At 66.7% G+C, this 16366-nt stretch carries 13 protein-coding genes and 1 pseudogene; 8 read left to right on the top strand and 6 right to left on the bottom strand.

What is annotated here, in order from left to right:
* Both ACO2RV_RS15855 and ACO2RV_RS15850 read left to right on the top strand, forming a co-directional pair.
* Positions 1–123 (top strand): annotated as a pseudogene (locus ACO2RV_RS15855) (electron transfer flavoprotein subunit alpha/FixB family protein); the annotation flags it as partial.
* A gap of 54 nt (positions 124–177) precedes the next feature.
* Positions 178–1059: a 3-hydroxybutyryl-CoA dehydrogenase gene (locus ACO2RV_RS15850; RefSeq protein WP_423294674.1), complete on the top strand. Its 882-nt coding sequence runs from the start codon at positions 178–180 to the stop codon at positions 1057–1059.
* Positions 1060–1068: 9 nt separating this feature from the next.
* Here ACO2RV_RS15850 and ACO2RV_RS15845 read toward each other — a convergent pair whose 3' ends face one another.
* From ACO2RV_RS15845 to tlpA, 3 genes are all read right to left on the bottom strand, one after another.
* Positions 1069–2019, bottom strand: coding sequence for a hypothetical protein (locus ACO2RV_RS15845; RefSeq protein WP_423294672.1), 951 nt, complete (start codon positions 2017–2019; stop codon positions 1069–1071).
* Positions 2020–2274: 255 nt separating this feature from the next.
* Positions 2275–3237 carry a DMT family transporter gene (locus tag ACO2RV_RS15840; protein WP_423294670.1) on the bottom strand — a complete coding sequence of 321 codons (963 nt, stop codon included), beginning with the start codon at positions 3235–3237 and terminating at the stop codon, positions 2275–2277.
* 208 nt (positions 3238–3445) lie between these two features.
* A complete protein-coding gene (gene tlpA / locus ACO2RV_RS15835; RefSeq protein ID WP_423294668.1) occupies positions 3446–4222 on the bottom strand; it encodes a thiol:disulfide interchange protein TlpA in 777 nt (258 codons plus the stop codon).
* A gap of 27 nt (positions 4223–4249) precedes the next feature.
* On the opposite strand from tlpA, the gene argH reads away from it, so the two are divergent.
* Positions 4250–5638, top strand: a complete 1389-nt coding sequence (gene argH / locus ACO2RV_RS15830) for an argininosuccinate lyase (protein WP_423294666.1) — start codon at positions 4250–4252, stop codon at positions 5636–5638.
* A 34-nt stretch (positions 5639–5672) separates the two neighbouring features.
* Complete coding sequence (locus tag ACO2RV_RS15825; protein WP_423294664.1) at positions 5673–6272, top strand: septation protein A; 600 nt, start codon at positions 5673–5675, stop codon at positions 6270–6272.
* 40 nt (positions 6273–6312) lie between these two features.
* On the opposite strand, the gene ACO2RV_RS15820 is transcribed toward ACO2RV_RS15825, so the two are convergent.
* The 3 genes from ACO2RV_RS15820 to ACO2RV_RS15810 form a co-directional block, all read right to left on the bottom strand.
* Entirely contained in the window at positions 6313–7359 is a 1047-nt protein-coding gene (locus ACO2RV_RS15820; protein ID WP_423294662.1) for an aldo/keto reductase, read from the bottom strand.
* A 143-nt stretch (positions 7360–7502) separates the two neighbouring features.
* The gene (locus ACO2RV_RS15815) at positions 7503–9554 is read right to left on the bottom strand and encodes an acyltransferase family protein (RefSeq protein ID WP_423294660.1); all 2052 of its coding nucleotides are present in this window, start codon (positions 9552–9554) and stop codon (positions 7503–7505) included.
* 108 nt (positions 9555–9662) lie between these two features.
* Complete coding sequence (locus tag ACO2RV_RS15810; protein WP_423294658.1) at positions 9663–10397, bottom strand: arylesterase; 735 nt, start codon at positions 10395–10397, stop codon at positions 9663–9665.
* Here ACO2RV_RS15810 and ACO2RV_RS15805 point away from each other — a divergent pair.
* The 4 genes from ACO2RV_RS15805 to ACO2RV_RS15790 all read left to right on the top strand — a co-directional run bounded on the left by ACO2RV_RS15805 (position 10396) and on the right by ACO2RV_RS15790 (position 16303).
* Complete coding sequence (locus ACO2RV_RS15805) at positions 10396–11124, top strand: ABC transporter ATP-binding protein (RefSeq protein WP_423294656.1); 729 nt, start codon at positions 10396–10398, stop codon at positions 11122–11124. The genes ACO2RV_RS15810 and ACO2RV_RS15805 overlap by 2 nt on opposite strands.
* A complete protein-coding gene (locus tag ACO2RV_RS15800; RefSeq protein ID WP_423294654.1) occupies positions 11121–13724 on the top strand; it encodes an ABC transporter permease in 2604 nt (867 codons plus the stop codon). Before ACO2RV_RS15805 ends, ACO2RV_RS15800 begins: the two co-directional genes overlap by 4 nt.
* A 162-nt stretch (positions 13725–13886) precedes the next feature.
* Positions 13887–14669, top strand: coding sequence for a Bax inhibitor-1/YccA family protein (locus ACO2RV_RS15795; protein WP_423294652.1), 783 nt, complete (start codon positions 13887–13889; stop codon positions 14667–14669).
* Positions 14670–14857: 188 nt separating this feature from the next.
* On the top strand, positions 14858–16303 hold the full coding sequence (locus ACO2RV_RS15790) for an NAD-dependent succinate-semialdehyde dehydrogenase (protein WP_423294650.1): 1446 nt from the start codon (positions 14858–14860) through the stop codon (positions 16301–16303).
* Positions 16304–16366: the final 63 nt, after the last annotated feature.

Below are 16366 nucleotides of genomic sequence, written 5' to 3'. Positions count from 1 at the left end.
ATCGTGGCGGTGAACAAGGACGAGGAAGCGCCGATCTTCGCCGTCGCCGATTTCGGCCTGGTCGGCGACCTCTTCGCCCTCGCCCCCGAGATCACCACCGAAATTCAGAAGCAAAAACCCTGACGGGGCTCTATACTGCATACCAGACAGCCGTCAGCAGGGCAGGGCAGCGTAACCATGGCTTTCGAGATCAAGCGCGTCGGTATCATCGGCGCCGGACAGATGGGCAACGGCATCGCGCATGTCTGCTCGCTGGCCGGCTATGACGTCGTCCTCAACGACCTCGAAAGCGACCGCATCCGGTCGGGCCTCGCCACCATCAATGGCAACATGTCCCGGCAGGTAAGCAAGGGGCTGTATTCCGACGAGGAAAAGCAGGCCGCGCTCGGCCGCATCCACGGCACCGACCAGACGGCCGATCTCGCCGAGGTCGACCTCGTCATCGAGGCGGCGGTCGAGAAGGAGGAGATCAAGCGCAAGATCTTCTCCGCCGTCTGCCCCTATCTGAAGCCGGAGGCGATCCTCGCCACCAACACCTCGTCGATCTCGATCACCCGGCTCGCCGCCTCGACCGACCGGCCGGAGCGCTTCATCGGCATTCACTTCATGAATCCGGTGCCGCTGATGCAGCTCGTCGAGCTGGTGCGCGGCATCGCCACCGAGGACGAGACCTTCGAGCTTTCCAAGGGCTTCGTCACCCGGCTCGGCAAGACCTATGCGGTGTCGGAGGATTTCCCCGCCTTCATGGTCAACCGCATCCTGCTGCCGATGATCAACGAGGCGATCTACACGCTTTATGAGGGTGTCGGCTCGGTGGACGCCATCGACACCGCGATGCGGCTCGGGGCCAACCATCCGATGGGCCCGCTCCAGCTCGCCGACTTCATCGGGCTGGATACGTGCCTGTCCATCATGCAGGTGCTGCATGAGGGACTGGCCGATTCGAAGTACCGGCCGTGCCCGCTGCTGGTGAAATATGTCGAGGCCGGCTGGCTGGGCCGCAAGACCCAGCGCGGCTTCTACGACTACCGCGGCGAGAAGCCGGTGCCGACGAGGTAGAGGCGGGGCTTATCGGTTATTTTTCTTCTGTATCATCTCGATAGAGACAACTTTGCTGGGGTCTCGTTCTCGGTATGCACGCGCGAATTCAGTATCTGAAAGCGAAGATTGATAGTATCTGGAATAATCGAGATGTTGCCATCCAAAATCTGAATCATAGTTCATTCCATATTCTGGGCCAACGAACCCCGATATGGGAAGGATGTAGGTTTTCACAAACGGATTTTCCTCGTATTCTTTCTTTATAAACTGAGCTCCCGACGTTCCCTCGATATACCAAGGCTGCCCACCAAAGACGCCGAATTGCTTCGATGTTATTTTGTTCATTAAAGTTAGAGAAGTTAGAGCGTCAGTTCGGACTGATTTATAAGTGCTTGGATTAAAATGAACAGATCTATGCCTTATCTGCGAAAGCTCTTGAAATAATTCAGGAACGTCATTGATCAATACTCCCCAATCATTGAGAATCTCTATTGATTTTATCCAGTTGTCGAATGAGCTTTTACTGTGTACCTTTTGATAAAATTTCGATGACGAATAAAATTCGCGCAGATCAACAATCAGATGATTAATTATCCGTTCTCCTAGAGCGCAAGCGGAGACGAGTGCTGGATAATATGCGCCGATGATGAATGAATCTCGACACTGCTGAAAGAACTCATTGTGATATGAGATTAGGGAAAAATTTTTTATCCCTAAATCATTAACATTATTAATTATAACATCAAGATTCGCATTGCCGTACTTATTGGAAAGGTAAAGTTTATATTTTTCGCGATTTTCATAGTGTTGTCGTTTAATGTCATCTTCCCATTGTTCGTTGGGTTCTTGGAGAGTATCTGGTCTAGAATCGAACGAAAAGCCGAACGGATTGAAGCGACGAGAGCCATAGTCGATGAGAGACTTGGCTTCTGTCAGAGAGACGTATAGCCGCCCAAAACTATCAATGGTGTTGTTCACGTTGATAATTCCAGCATATGCGTGTGATCTAGATGTCTTCAGTGAGGTCGCAGTACTATTGCGCTTTGTGTTGCGCAGTTACACTTAGCCGCCTCCGACAGCTAGGATGACACTTTTCTGTAGAGACGTCTGCGCTCATTAGCCGGAGGTGCGCCGCTCGATAGAGACGGGCTAGGTTTCCTATTCGAGCACGGCTCGCGATCCCGGATCGGCCGTTGGCCGTCCGGGATGACGGCTTCAGGAGCAGCCAGCCTGCTACCGCGCCATTCGCCCGATCCACCGCGCCGGCCGGCCGTCGATCGCCGCCAGGCCCAGCGCGATGACCAGGAAGCCGGCGAGTTCGCGCGGCTCCAGCGCCTCGCCGAGGAACAGCGCGCCGAGCAGGATCGCGCTCACCGGCACCAGGAAGGTGACCAGCGAGATGTTGGTGGCGCCGTTGCGCGACAGGATGCGGAAAAACAGGATATAGGCGATGCCGGTGGAGAGCACGCCGAGCCCCAGCAGCGCGCCGATCACATGCGGCGAGAGCGCCGGCAGTTGCCAGGGGCGATCAATGGCGAGCGCGATCGGTGCCAGCAGCACGCTCGACGCGGCGAGTTGCAGCAGGGCGACGGCGAGCGAGGGCAGGCGGCGGAAGCGCCTTCCATAGACGGCGGCGAAGCCGTAGGACACCGTGGCGCCGATGGCGGCGAGCTGCGCCGGCAGATGATGTCCGCCGATCTGGCCGAGCAGGGCCGGCCCCATCATCAGCGCCACGCCGGCAAAGCCGAGCAGCACGCCGGTGAGCTTGCCGGCGGTGAATTTCTCGTCGCGGGTGAAGGTCTGCGCCACCAGCACGGTGAACAGCGGCGTCGCGGCATTGAGGATCGAGGACAGCCCCGAGGGAATGTGCTGCTGCGACCAGGCGATCAGCCCGAACGGGATGATGTTGGCGATGACCGACATGAACAGGAATTCGCCGGCGAGCGTGCGGTCGAGCCGGATGCTCACGCCGCTCATGCGGGCGATGACGAACAGTGCGCAGGCGCCGATGGCGACCCGGCCGAACACCATGGTCAGCGGGGGAATCTCCTGCACCGCCACCTTGCCGAAGAAGAACGAGCCGCCCCAGATCAGCGAGAGCAGGACCAGAGCGCCCCAGTCCCCGGTTGCCATCGGCACCGGGCCTGTGGCGGGACGGGCGAGCCCGGAAGGGGTGGCGGGCTCGGAGGCGGACATTTTCAGGCTCCTGCAACGCGTGGGAGCCGCCACATAGTCCTTCCGCAACGAAAGTGCCACCCGTTTCAGACGGCGGAGCCGCCATCTCCGCGGCCCTTCCGGACGACCTGCAGGGCGGAGACGGGATCGCGTGAGGCTTCCGCAAGCCCTCCAACGGTCCCGAACGTGGCCGGCGGTTCTTCCGGGAGGACGCGTGGAAAAGGCCGGCTCACTGCGTCGGCGCGCCGTCGGCGAGCGCCGCCCTGATCAGCGCGATGGCGTCCGGGCTCGCCCATTCGGCGGGACCGGCGATATGGCCGATCTCGCAGCCCTGCGCGTCGATCAGCATGGTGGTCGGCAGGCCGAAGCCGCGCCCGACCGCGCGCAGATCCTGGAAGGCCTGCGCCTTGGGGTCGGTGTAGAGCGCGAGGTTGGCGATCCCGGTCTCCTGCATGAAGGTCTTCGGCTTGTCGGGGTTGCGCTGGTCGATATTGATCGTCACCACCTCGAAACCCGGCTTGCCGCCGTCGCCCTTGCCGTCGCCGCCCTTGCTGCCGAGCGCGGCCTGGAGGGCGTCGAGCGCGGGCATTTCCTTGCGGCACGGCACGCACCAGGTCGCCCAGATGTTGACGAGCTTGAGCCCGTCGCCGCCGACCTGCGACAGCCGCATCGGCTTGCCCTCGGGATCGAGGAAGGCGAGGTCGGGAATGCGGGTCGGCTTCAGCGTCGGCGCGAAGGCGACGAGCTCGCCCTTGGCGAGGTCGCCGATGCGCCGGCCGGTCTCGCTGGCGGCGGTGCAGGCGGCGTCGCCGCCGGTTTCGGGCACGGCGGGAGCCGGCGCGCGCGCAACGACGTTGCGCGGGCCGCCTCCGATCCCGTATACGCCTGCCAGCCCGGCAGCGGCGCCGAGCACCAGCGCGGCCGCCACGATGAGGGCGAACCGGCCGCTGGACCGCGCCTTGCCCGGCTTTTCGGGCGGCGTCGCATCCTCAGGTCGTTCGGTCATGACCGTCCTCGCGGAGAAAAGTCTAACATGAGCAACAAGATGTGGGGTGGCCGGTTCGAGACGGGCCCCGACGCGATCATGGAGGAGATAAACGCCTCCATCGGTTTCGACCAGCGCCTATATGCGCAGGACATTGCGGGGTCGAAGGCGCATGCCTCGATGCTGGCGGCCAAGGGGATCATCGACAAGGCTGATGCCGAAAAGATCGTCGCTGGTCTAGACACGATCCTGTCAGAGATCGAACGCGGCGACTTCGTGTTCCAGCGCGCGCTTGAGGACATCCACATGAACGTGGAGTCGCGCCTCGCCGCGCTGCTCGGCCCGGCGGCAGGGCGGCTGCACACCGCGCGCTCGCGCAACGACCAGGTGGCGACCGACTTCCGGCTCTATGTCCGCGACACCATCGACACGCTGGATGTCCAGCTGCGCGACCTGCAGCAGGCGCTGGTGGAGAAGGCGCTCATCCATTCCGCCACGGTGATGCCGGGCTTCACCCATTTGCAGACCGCCCAGCCGGTGACGCTCGGCCACCATCTCATGGCCTATGTCGAGATGCTCGGGCGCGACCGCAGCCGGTTCCGCGATGCGCGCGCGCGGCTCAACGAGTGCCCGCTCGGCGCGGCGGCGCTGGCCGGCACCTCCTTCCCGATCGACCGCTTCGCCACCGCCAAGGCGCTCGGCTTCGACCGGCCGACGGCGAACTCGCTCGATTCGGTGTCCGACCGCGACTTCGTGCTGGAGACGCTGGCGGCGGCCTCGATCGCGGCGATGCATCTCTCGCGCTTCGCCGAGGAGATCGTCATCTGGACCTCGCCGCTCACCGGCCTGCTCAAGCTCTCCGACCGCTTCACCACCGGCTCCTCGATCATGCCGCAGAAGCGCAACCCGGACGCGGCCGAACTGGTGCGCGCCAAGATCGGCCGCATTGCCGGCGCCTTCTCGGGCCTGCTGATGGTGATGAAGGGCCTGGCGCTGGCCTATGCCAAGGACATGCAGGAGGACAAGGAAGGCGCGTTCGATGCGCTGTCCACCCTGTCGCTGATGATCGCGGCCACCGCCGGCATGGTGCGCGACATGGTGCCGGACGAGAAGAAGATGAAGGACGCGGCGGGCTCGGGCTATTCCACCGCCACCGACCTTGCCGACTGGCTGGTGCGCGTGCTCGGCCTGCCGTTCCGCGAGGCGCACCATGTCACCGGGCGCATCGTCGCGCTGGCGTCGGGCCGGAACATCCCGCTGCACAAGCTGCCGCTGGGCGAGATGCAGGGCATCGAGCCGCGCATCACTAAGGAAGTGTTCGGCGTGCTGTCGGTGACGAAGTCGGTGGCGAGCCGCGTCTCCTATGGCGGCACCGCGCCGAAGAATGTGCGGGCGCAGGCCAAGCGCTGGCTGAAGCAGCTCGCCAAGCAGGGCTGACGCCCCATATGCTGCCGAGAACGAAGGAGCAGCCATGACTTCCAGCGAGACGACGAAGGCTGGCGAGACCAGCCTGCGCCGCATGCACCCGGCCACCAAGTTCGCGCTGGAGATGGGCCCGCTCGCCGTCTTCTTCATCGCCAATGCCAAGGCGGGCATCTATGTCGCCACCGGCGCCTTCATGCTGGCGACGCTCATAGCGCTGGCGGTGATGTGGGTCCTCGCCCGCAAGATCGCCGTCATGCCGCTGGTTTCGGCCGGCGTGGTGCTGGTGTTCGGCACGCTGACGCTGGTGCTGCAGGACGACCACTTCATCAAGATGAAGCCGACGCTGGTGAACGCGCTGTTCGGCATCGCCCTGCTCGGCGGGCTCGCGGTCAAGAAGCCGCTGTTGCCCTATGTGCTCGGCGACGTGTTCGAGCTGACGCCGGAAGGCTGGCGCGTCCTCACCATTCGCTGGGGCGTGTTCTTCATCCTCATGGCGGTGGTCAACGAGATTGTCTGGCGCAGCGTCTCGACCGATGCCTGGGTGGCGTTCAAGACCTTCGGCTATCTGCCGCTGACGCTGGTCTTCGCCATGGCGCAGATGCCGCTGATGACGCGCCACGGCGTGGAGCCCGGCGGGAAGAAGTAGCCGGCGGGAACGACGCCCCGCCGGGTGGTGGCGGTCCGGCCTACGGCGCCGGGTTGCCGCGCATCTGGTGCACCGCGTCGATCTTCGCCTCCAGTTCCGGCGTGATCGCGATGTCGATGGCGGCGATGTCGGTGGCGAGCTGCTCCATCGTCGTGGCGCCGATGATCACCGATGTCATGAATTCGCGCGACAGGCAGAAGGCGATGGCCATCTGCGAAGGGTCGAGCCCCGCCGCGCGGGCGATGGCGAGATAGTCGTCGATCGCCTCTTCCGTGCCCGGCTTCTGGTAGCGCTGGCCGCGGTCGAACAGTGTCGAGCGCGCCCCGGCCGGGCGGGCACCCTTCTGGTACTTGCCGGTGAGAAAGCCCTGCGCCAGCGGGGAATAGGCCAGCAGCCCGACATCCTCGCGCAGGCTCACCTCGGCGAGCGCGGTCTCATAGGTGCGGTTCAGCAGGTTGTACGCGTTCTGGATCGAGGCGATGCGCGGGCCGCCCGTGCGCTCGGCCTCGTGGAGAAAGCGCATCGTGCCCCAGGCACTCTCATTGGAGAGGCCGATATGGCGCACCTTGCCCGCCTTCACCAATTCACCGAAGGCGTCCAGCGTCTCGGCGATCGGCGTCTCCTCGCCCGGCGCCGATTTCCAGCGGGTGGGGTTGGAACCGAAGCCAGAAATCGGCCGGCCCGGCCAGTGCAGCTGATAGAGGTCGATATAGTCGGTCTGCAGCCGCTTCAGGCTCTTGTCGACCGCCTCGAAGATCTGCGCCCGGGTCGGGCGCGCCGGCGCGCCGTCGTCGCGAAACCAGGTCATCTCGGAGAGTCCGCAGACCTTGGTCGCGAGGATCACCTTGTCGCGGTTGCCGCGTGCCTTGAACCACGAGCCGATGACGCGCTCGGTCGAGCCCTGGGTCTCCGGCTTGGGCGGGATCGAATAGAGTTCGGCAGTGTCGATGAAGTTGATGCCGCGATCGAGCGCGTAGTCGAGCTGCGCGTGGCCTTCGGCTTCGGTGTTCTGCTGGCCATAGGTCATGGTGCCGAGACAGATGGCACTGACCTCAAGGCCGGTGCGGCCGAGCGGGCGATAATGCATGGCGATGTTTCAATTGAATTGGGGCAGGGCAGATCAGGATAGGGGGCTCGCGCCGGGCCGGCAAGTCGCCTGCGACCGCCGGCCTCCCGCTCGCGCCTAGAGCCTGATCCGATCAGGTTGAGACAACCTGATCGGCGCGTGCTCTAGCGCGGCGGCAAGGTCGCCTCGATCCGCCGGAAACCTTCCGTCAGCTCGCCTTCGATCGCGCGCGTGCCGTAAAGCGACAGGTGGTTGTTGTCGAAATAATAGCTTCCGTCGGCATCGCCCCAGACATAGCGCCCGTCCTTTTCGAACGGGGCGCTGAGCGGAATCAGCCATACGCCCGGCACGGTCGCCGCCTTTTCCAGCACCGAGCGGGTGAAGCCGTTCATCGTCGCATCCGCCTGGACGGTCGGCGAGGTCTCGGCGATCGCCTTGGTGAACTGCTCCGGCGAAACTCCGCCGGTCTGGCCGAGATAGACGGCCTGCCTGACGAGCTTGTCCGGCAGCGCCGGCTGAAAGGGGATCTGCGGGATTAGCACGAGGGTGACGCCGAGATCGGCATAGGCCCGCAGGGTCGCCAGAACGTAGTACCGGAAGATGGACTGCGGGTCGTCCGTCAGCGTGTCGTCCCCGGCCTTGAGCATGGGGGCGAGCAGCGGCGGGGCGGGCTCCATCTGCCCGACATGGAACGACCACGCCACCACGAAGACGACGATGTCGTACCCGCCCGCCTTCACCGCCTCATATTGCTGGAGCGCGAAGGTCTCGCACACGCCGGTGCCGAAGAAGTTGCGGCGGAAGGTGACGCCGAGCACCGGCGGACAGCTGGCGAGCCCCATCCACGAGACGGCGTCGGTCTTGCCGATTTCGGCGAAGGCCGGCAGCAGCGTGTGGGCGTGGCTGTCGCCGATGACGAGGATGCGCCGCGCCGGGTTCGCCGGCTCGAAGATCGGGCAGATGATCTTCTTGCGCGGCCCGCCGGCCTTCAGCACATCCGCCCAGCACTCCCGCCCGAGTTCGTTGCCCTTGAGCGTGGCGAGCAGTCCGGCCTCGCGGCTGCCGGGCGCCGGCTGGGCCAGGCGGCCGGGAATGCCGCCGCTGAGACTGGCGAAGGCGCCGAGCGCGACGAACAGCGTGCCGACGGCGGTGCTGGCGGCGAAGACCGCGCGGCGGGTGGGCAGCAGCGACGCCTTGCCGCGCCGAAACGGCTGCTCGACGAAGCGCCAGCTGAAATAGGCGAGCACCAGTGAGAGCGCGGCCAGCGCCAGCATCAGCGTCTCCGGCGGCGACGCGAGGCTGCGGATGCGGGCGAAGGCGAGGAGCGGCTGATGCCAGAGATAGGCGCTGTAGCTGATCAGCCCGATCCCCACCAGCACGCGCAGCGACAGCAGCCGCGCCACCAGGGTGCCCTCGCGGGCGAACAGGATGATGAGCCCGGCCCCGCCCACCGGCGCGAGGGCATAGAGGCCGGGAAACGGCGTGGTGGCGTCGAAGCCGAAGATGGCGAAGACGATCAGGCCGAGGCCGAGGGCGGCGAGCCCCTCATTGGGCCGCAGCACGCGCGCGCCCAGCGGCGTGCGCCCGGACATGGCGAGGCCGCACAGCGCGCCGGCGAGCAGTTCCCAGACGCGGAACGGCGTCAGGTAGAAATTGGCGCTGGGGGCGAAGCGCCAGCCCCATTCGCTCAGCGCCAGGCTTGCCCCGGCCGTGGCCAGCGTCGCCCAGAACACCGCGTTGCGTCCGTAGCGCCAGAGCAGGAACAGGCAGATCGGCGCGAGCAGATAGTATTGTTCCTCGACCGCCAGGCTCCAGGTGTGCAGCAGCGGTTTCAACTCCGCCGGGCCGGAGAAATAGCCGGTCTCGCGCCAGAACAGCACGTTGGAGACGAAGAACACGACGGAGACGATGCTGCGCCCGAAGTCGCGCATCTCGTCCGGACCCATCCAGAGCCAGGCGAAGGGGATGCAGGCCGCCATGACGAGGAACAGCGCCGGGCAGATGCGCCGGGCGCGCCGCTCGTAGAAGCGCAGGATGGAGAATTCCCCGCGCTCGATATCGGCGACGAGGATCGAGGTGATCAGATAGCCCGAGATGACGAAGAAGATGTCGACGCCGACGAAACCGCCGCTGAAGAGGCCGACGCCTGCATGAAACAGGATCACAGGAAGGACGGCGACGGCCCGCAAGCCGTCGATTTCGCTTCTGTACTTCATCAAATACCGTTCGCCCGATGCGCGGCGCGGCTGTCACGGTAAAGCCTCGCTGCGTCCCCGGGGCGAGCGATATCGAACGATTCTTGTCTTGTCGAGGCGTGGGCGGCGTCAGCCTGTCTTGCCGGCCTTGATCTTTTCGACGAAGGCCTCGACCGCCGGCAGCATCTTCCCGACGATCACGTCGACGCCGGCGCTGGTGGGGTGCAGGCCGTCCGGCTGGTTCATTCCCGGCTGGCCGGCGACCCCGTCGAGGAAGAACGGGTAGAGCGGCACCTGATATTTCTCCGCGAGGTGGCCATAGATCGCGTTGAACTGCCTGCCATAGGCCGGGCCCAGATTGGGCGGCGCCAGCATGCCGGCGAGCAGCACCGGAATGTCGCGGCCCTTCAGCCGGCCGAGCAGGGAATCGAGCGCCTTCTCGGTGATGGCGGGATCGAGCCCGCGCAGCGCGTCATTGGCGCCGAGTTCGAGAATCACCCCGTCGGTTCCCTGCGGCACCGACCAGTCGAGCCGGGCGAGGCCGGCGCTGGTCGTGTCGCCGGAAACCCCGGCATTCTCGATCAAAACATCGTGTCCCCGCGCCTTCAGCGCGGCCTGGAGCTTCGCCGGAAATGCCTGGTCCGCCGGCAGGCCGAGACCCGCCGTGAGGCTGTCGCCAAAGGCGACGAGGCGCAAAGGCTCGGCCCGCGCGGGCAGCGAGGCGGCGAGCAGGCCCGCTATGGCGAGGGCGATCAGCGCCGGCCAGTTCGTGCGCGTGCTCTTTCGCCCGGTATGCACTGCACCATATGGTGCCCGGAAGCCGAGCAGGCCGCGCCAGTCGCCGAAGAACGCTAAGGAAGACATGCCGTCGAACTCCCAGACCTTGCCGATCGTCCCGCCCGCCATCCGCCTCGACAAGGTCGAGCTTTCCCTCGGCTCCGGCGCGGCGCGTGTTCACATCCTCAGGGGTGTATCGCTTACCATAGATCAAGGCGAGGCGGTCGGTCTCATCGGACCGTCGGGGTCGGGCAAATCGAGCCTGCTCATGGTGCTGGCCGGGTTGGAGCAGGCCAATGCCGGCACGGTGAGCGTGGCCGGCGAGGAACTCACCCGTCTCGACGAGGATGCGCTGGCGCGCTTTCGCGGCCGGCATGTCGGCATCGTGTTCCAGGCCTTCCACCTCATCCCGACCATGACCGCGATCGAGAATGTCGCGGTGCCGCTTGAACTGGCCGGCCGGGCCGACGCCTTCGAGCGCGCCGCCGCCGAGCTGACCTCGGTCGGCCTCGGCCACCGGCTCGACCATTACCCCTCGCAGCTGTCGGGCGGCGAGCAGCAGCGCGTGGCGGTGGCCCGCGCCCTGGCGCCGGAACCGCGCATCCTCGTCGCCGACGAGCCGACCGGCAATCTCGACGAGGCGACCGGCCGGCAGATCATGGACCTCCTGTTCGCCGCGCAGACGCGGCGGGGGGCGACGCTGGTCATCGTCACCCATGACGCGGCGCTGGCGCGGCGCTGCGACCGCACGGTGCGGCTGCGCTCCGGCCATATCGAGATCGACCAGCCGGCCGCTTCGGGAGTGCCGGCATGACGCTGGCGGCGAGCACCTCCGCCCGCGCCGGCGGTTCCCGGCAGGGCGCGCTCGGCTTCACGGGCCGCTTCGCGCTGGCCCTGCGCTTCGCCGCGCGCGAGCTGCGCGGCGGGGTGCGCGGCTTCGGCGTGTTCCTCGGCTGCCTCGCGCTTGGCGTCGCGGCCATTGCCGGCGTCGGCTCGTTCTCGCGGGCGCTGACCGACGGGCTGGAGCGCCAGGGCGTCACGCTGCTCGGCGGCGACGCGGCGTTCAGCCTGGTCCAGCGCGAGGCGACGCCGCAGGAACTGGCGCTGATTTCCGCCGGCGGGCGGGTTTCCACCATCGCCACGCTGCGCGCCATGGCGCGGGCCGGCAGCGGCGACAGCCTCAACGCGACGCTGGTCGAGGCCAAGGCGGTCGACGGCGCCTATCCCATGGCCGGGTCGCTGGAGATCGCTCCGCCGCAGCCGCTCGCCGAAGCGCTGGCGCAGCTCGACGGCTCCTATGGCGCGCTCGCCGATCCCGTGCTGGCCGAGCGTCTCGGCATCAAGCCGGGCGACCAGTTCGAATTCGGCTCGGTGTCCCTGCGCCTCACCGGCCTCATCGAACGCGAGCCGGACGCTCTCGCCACCGGCCTCGGTTTCGGCCCGCGCCTGATGGTGTCGCTCGACGCGCTGCGCGCCTCGCAACTGCTCCAGCCGGGCAGCCTGGTGCGCTGGCACTACCGGGTGGCGCTGACCGATCCCGCCCGCCTCCACCCCTTCCTCGACACGGTGAAGCAGGGCGCGCCGCAGGCCGGCTTCGAGGTGCGCACCCGCGAGGCCGCCGCGCCGCGGCTGGAGGACAATGTCCGGCGCTTCACCCAGTATCTCACTCTCGTCGGGCTCACCGCGCTGCTGGTCGGCGGCGTCGGCGTTGCCAATGCGGTGAAAAGCCATCTCGACGCCAAGCGCGGCGTCATCGCCACCTTCAAGAGCCTGGGCGCGCCGGGCGGCACGGTATTCACCATCTATCTCGTCGAGGTCGGGCTGATCGCCGCCATCGGCATCGCCATCGGGCTTGTCGTGGGGGCCGCCTTGCCCTTCGCGGCGAATGCCGCCTTCGGCCATCTGCTCCCGGTGCCGATCGAGCCGAGCCTCCAGCCGGCGGCGCTGGCGCTCGCTCTGGCCTATGGCGCGCTGATCGCGCTCGCCTTCGCGCTGTGGCCGCTCGGCCTGTCGCATGACGTGCCGGTGTCGGCGCTGTTCCGCGACGAGATCGAGACCGCGCGCCGCCGCCCGCGCCGCACCTATCTCGTGCTCACCGCGCTGGCCATCGGGGCGCTGGCGGCGCTGGCGGTGGCCGCCTCCGAGGAGCGGCGCATTGCGCTGTATTATCTCGTCGCCGCGGCGCTGGTTCTGGTGACGCTGCGCCTTGTCGGCCTCGGCATCATGGCGGTTGCGCGCCGGCTGCCGCGTCCGCGCTCCACCGTGGTGCGGCTCGCGCTGGCCAATATCCATCGCCCGGCGGCGCTGACGCCGACCATCGTGCTCTCGCTCGGGCTCGGCCTGACCCTTTTGGTGACGCTGTCGCTGATCGACCGCAGCCTGACGCGCGAGCTCACCTCGCGCCTGCCGGAGGAGGCGCCGAGCTTCTTCTTCCTCGATGTGCAGAGCACGCAGACCGACCAGTTCGTGCGGTTCCTGAAGGAGAAGGCGCCGCAGGGCGATGTCGAGATCGTGCCGATGCTGCGCGGGCGGCTGATCACGCTGGGCGACCGGCCGGTGGAGAGCATCACCCCGCCGCCGGACTTCGCCTGGGTGCTCTCCTCGGACCGGGGCATCACCTATGCCAACGAGGTGCCGGAAGGCTCCAAGGTCGTGGCCGGGGAGTGGTGGGCGCCGGACTATGCCGGGCCGCCGCTGGTCTCCTTCGAGCGCGAGATCGCCGATGCCTTCGGGCTGAAGGTCGGCGATCCGATCACCGTCAATGTGCTCGGCCGGCCGATCACGGCGAAGATCGCCAATCTGCGCGACGTGGAATGGGAGCGGCTCGCGATCAATTTCGTCATGGTGTTCTCGGCCAACACCTTCACCGGCGCGCCGCACACCTCGCTGGCGACGCTGACCTTTCCCGGTGGGGGCGATACCGCTGGCGAGCGCGCGGTGGCCCGCGCGGTGGCGACGGATTTCCCGGCGGTGACCGCCGTGCGGGTGAAGGAGGCGCTGGCGCAGATCGGCGAGATCGCGTCGCAGCTTCTGATGGCGATCCGCGGCGCCAGCCTCGTCACCCTGGCCTCCAGCGTGCTGGTGCTGGCCGGCGCCCTGGCAGCGGGGCAGCACCACCGGGTCTATGACGCGGTGATCCTGAAGACGCTCGGGGCGACGCGGGCGCGGCTGGTCGGCGCCTATGCGCTGGAATATGCCGCGCTGGGCCTGGTGACGGCGCTGGTGGCGGTGGGCGCGGGCACCATCGCCGCCTATGTCGTGGTGACGCAGGTGATGAAGCTCGCCTTCGCCTGGTCGGCGGGGGCGGCGCTCGGGGCGGTGGCGGTGGCGCTGGTGCTCACCGTCGGCTTCGGGCTGATCGGCACCTGGCGGGCGCTGGGGCAGAAGCCGGCGCGCATCCTGCGCAACCTGTAGCCGTCTCCGGGGGCACGGCGCCGTGCCCATGCGTTAATCCTGTCGCAAACTTCACTTGCGGCAGGTCGGGGCGACCCTCATATTTCATGCGAACTTACCTCGCGTTCGCGGGCGATCCCGCCCGTGGCGCAGGCAGTACCGCATCAGGGAGATTTTCCGACCATGTCCGACTTCAACCGCAACGCCTCCGTTCCGCGCTTCGGAGCGAGCGCGGCCCGGACGCAGGCCGAGATCGACCAGGGCCTGCGTTCCTACATGCTGCGCGTCTACAACTACATGACGCTCGGCCTCGCCATCACCGGCGCGGCGGCGCTGGGCATCTACATGCTCGCCGTCTCCGACGTGCCGACCGCGGCCGCCATCGCGCCGGGCCTGTACCTCACCGATCTCGGCGTCGCGCTGTTCATGAGCCCGTTGCGCTGGGTGGTGATCCTCGCCCCCTTCGCGGCGCTGCTGTTCCTGAACTTCCGTGTCGACCGCATGAGCGTGGGCGCGGCGCAGTCGGTGTTCTGGATTTATGCCGCGCTGATCGGCGTCTCGCTGTCGTCGATCTTCCTCGTCTACACCCATGACAGCATCGTGCGGGTGTTCTTCATCACCGCTGCCGCCTTCGGCGCGCTGAGCCTCTATGGCTACACCACGACCCGCAGCCTCTCGGCCATGGGCTCGTTCCTGATCATGGGCCTGTTCGGCCTGATCATCGCCATGGTGGTGAACATCTTCCTCGCCTCGACCATGATGCAGTTCGTCATCTCGGTCGCCGGCGTGCTGATCTTCTCCGGCCTCACCGCCTGGGACACGCAGCGCATCAAGGAGATGTACTTCGCCGGCGACGACGACGTGGTGGCCGGCCGCAAGGCGATCATGGGCGCGCTGACGTTGTATCTCGACTTCATCAACCTCTTCGTCATGCTGCTGCAGCTGTTCGGCAACCGCAACAACTGAGCGGCCGACGAGGTTCGAGACGTGAGAGGCCCCGGTGCAAACCGGGGCCTTTTGCTTTTGGGCGCCCGGCCCGCCTCGCGCTCCCGATCTGTGATCACATTGCCGTTGTCGCTCGCGCGCGCGGGCGCTAGATAGCCTCGACGCGGCATCGGCCATGAGGGTCGGCAGCGAAGAAAGAGGCAGGGCTCATGAGCTGGTCGGATTTCAAGCGCGAGGCGAATTTCATCGGCGGCGAATGGCAGGCCGCCGACAGCGGCGCCACCATCGCCGTCACCAATCCGGCCACGGGCGAGGTGATCGGCACCGTGCCGAATGCCGGCCGGGCCGAGACGGTGCGCGCCATCGCGGCGGCGGACAAGGCGTTTGCGAGCTTCTCGCGCACCACCGCCGACGAGCGGGCCAAGCTGCTGCGCCGGCTGCACGCCGCCATCATGGACAACCAGCGCGCGCTGGCCGAGCTGCTGACCATCGAGCAGGGCAAGCCGCTCACTGAGTCGATGGGCGAGGTCGGCGCCAGCGCCGCCTATGTGCTGTGGTTCGCCGAGGAGGCCCGCCGGGTCTATGGCGACGTGATCCCCTCGCCCTGGGGCGAGCGGCGCATCCTCGCCATCAAGCAGCCGGTCGGCGTGGTCGCGGCGATCACGCCGTGGAACTTCCCCTCCTCCATGCTGGCGCGCAAGATCGGCCCGGCGCTGGCGACCGGCTGCACCTCGGTGGTGAAGCCGGCGACGCAGACGCCCTATTCCGGCCTCGCCTGGGGCGTGCTGGCCGAGCAGGCCGGCTATCCCGCCGGCGTGGTCAACATCCTCACCGGCTCGGCCTCCGAGATCGGCGGCGAGATGACCTCGAACCCGACCGTGCGCAAGATCACCTTCACCGGCTCGACGCCGATCGGCAAGATCCTGATGAAGCAGGCCGCCGACACGGTGAAGCGCGTCTCCATGGAACTCGGCGGCAACGCGCCCTTCGTCATCTTCGACGACGCCGATCTCGACAAGGCGGTGGAGGGCGCGCTCGCCTCGAAGTACCGCAATTCCGGCCAGACCTGCGTCTGCGCCAACCGGTTCTATGCGCAGGCCGGCATCTATGACGCCTTCGTCGAGAAGTTCGCCGCCGCCTCGGCCAAGCTCAAGGTCGGCTCCGGGCTGGAGGAGGGCGTGGTGCAGGGCCCGCTGATCGACGACAAGGCAGTGGCCAAGACCGAGAGCTTCATTGCCGACGCGCTCGCCAAGGGGGCTAAGGTCGTCACCGGCGGCAAGCGCCACGCGCTGGGCGGCCAGTTCTTCGAGCCCACCGTCATCGCCGATGCCTCGAACGAGATGAGCTTCGCGCGCGAGGAGATCTTCGGCCCGGTGGCGCCGGTGTTCCGCTTCGAGACCGAGGAGGAGGCGGTGCGCCTCGCCAACGACACCGAGTTCGGCCTCGCCTGCTATTTCTACACCAAGGACCTCGCCCGCGCCTTCCGCGTGTCCGAGGCGCTGCGCTACGGCCAGGTCGGCATCAATGCCGGCGTGATCACCACGGAAGTGGCGCCGTTCGGCGGGGTGAAGGAATCCGGCGTCGGCCGCGAGGGCTCGATGTATGGCGTCGATGAATATGTCGACATCAAATATGTCTGCATCGGCGGCCTCTGATCCCGCCTGACATGCGAAGGGCGCGTCCCGCGGGGCGCGCCCTTTTTCATGTGCGTTGCCCTG

The organism is Ancylobacter sp. VNQ12, from assembly GCF_049445835.1.
Classification (GTDB): Bacteria; Pseudomonadota; Alphaproteobacteria; order Rhizobiales; family Xanthobacteraceae; genus Ancylobacter.
This window is presented reverse-complemented; position numbering and strand designations above follow the sequence as displayed.

Excerpts from the sequence above, each read along its gene's own strand:
- ACO2RV_RS15840 (WP_423294670.1), bottom strand. The coding sequence starts at position 3,237 with ATGTCCGCCTCCGAGCCCGCCACCCCTTCCGGGCTCGCCCGTCCCGCC.
- ACO2RV_RS15805 (WP_423294656.1), top strand. The coding sequence starts at position 10,396 with ATGCCGTCGAACTCCCAGACCTTGCCGATCGTCCCGCCCGCCATCCGC.
- ACO2RV_RS15800 (WP_423294654.1), top strand. The coding sequence starts at position 11,121 with ATGACGCTGGCGGCGAGCACCTCCGCCCGCGCCGGCGGTTCCCGGCAG.
- ACO2RV_RS15795 (WP_423294652.1), top strand. The coding sequence starts at position 13,887 with ATGTCCGACTTCAACCGCAACGCCTCCGTTCCGCGCTTCGGAGCGAGC.
- argH (WP_423294666.1), top strand. The coding sequence starts at position 4,250 with ATGAGCAACAAGATGTGGGGTGGCCGGTTCGAGACGGGCCCCGACGCG.
- ACO2RV_RS15825 (WP_423294664.1), top strand. The coding sequence starts at position 5,673 with ATGACTTCCAGCGAGACGACGAAGGCTGGCGAGACCAGCCTGCGCCGC.
- ACO2RV_RS15810 (WP_423294658.1), bottom strand. The coding sequence starts at position 10,397 with ATGTCTTCCTTAGCGTTCTTCGGCGACTGGCGCGGCCTGCTCGGCTTC.
- ACO2RV_RS15815 (WP_423294660.1), bottom strand. The coding sequence starts at position 9,554 with ATGAAGTACAGAAGCGAAATCGACGGCTTGCGGGCCGTCGCCGTCCTT.
- tlpA (WP_423294668.1), bottom strand. The coding sequence starts at position 4,222 with ATGACCGAACGACCTGAGGATGCGACGCCGCCCGAAAAGCCGGGCAAG.
- ACO2RV_RS15850 (WP_423294674.1), top strand. The coding sequence starts at position 178 with ATGGCTTTCGAGATCAAGCGCGTCGGTATCATCGGCGCCGGACAGATG.
- ACO2RV_RS15820 (WP_423294662.1), bottom strand. The coding sequence starts at position 7,359 with ATGCATTATCGCCCGCTCGGCCGCACCGGCCTTGAGGTCAGTGCCATC.
- ACO2RV_RS15790 (WP_423294650.1), top strand. The coding sequence starts at position 14,858 with ATGAGCTGGTCGGATTTCAAGCGCGAGGCGAATTTCATCGGCGGCGAA.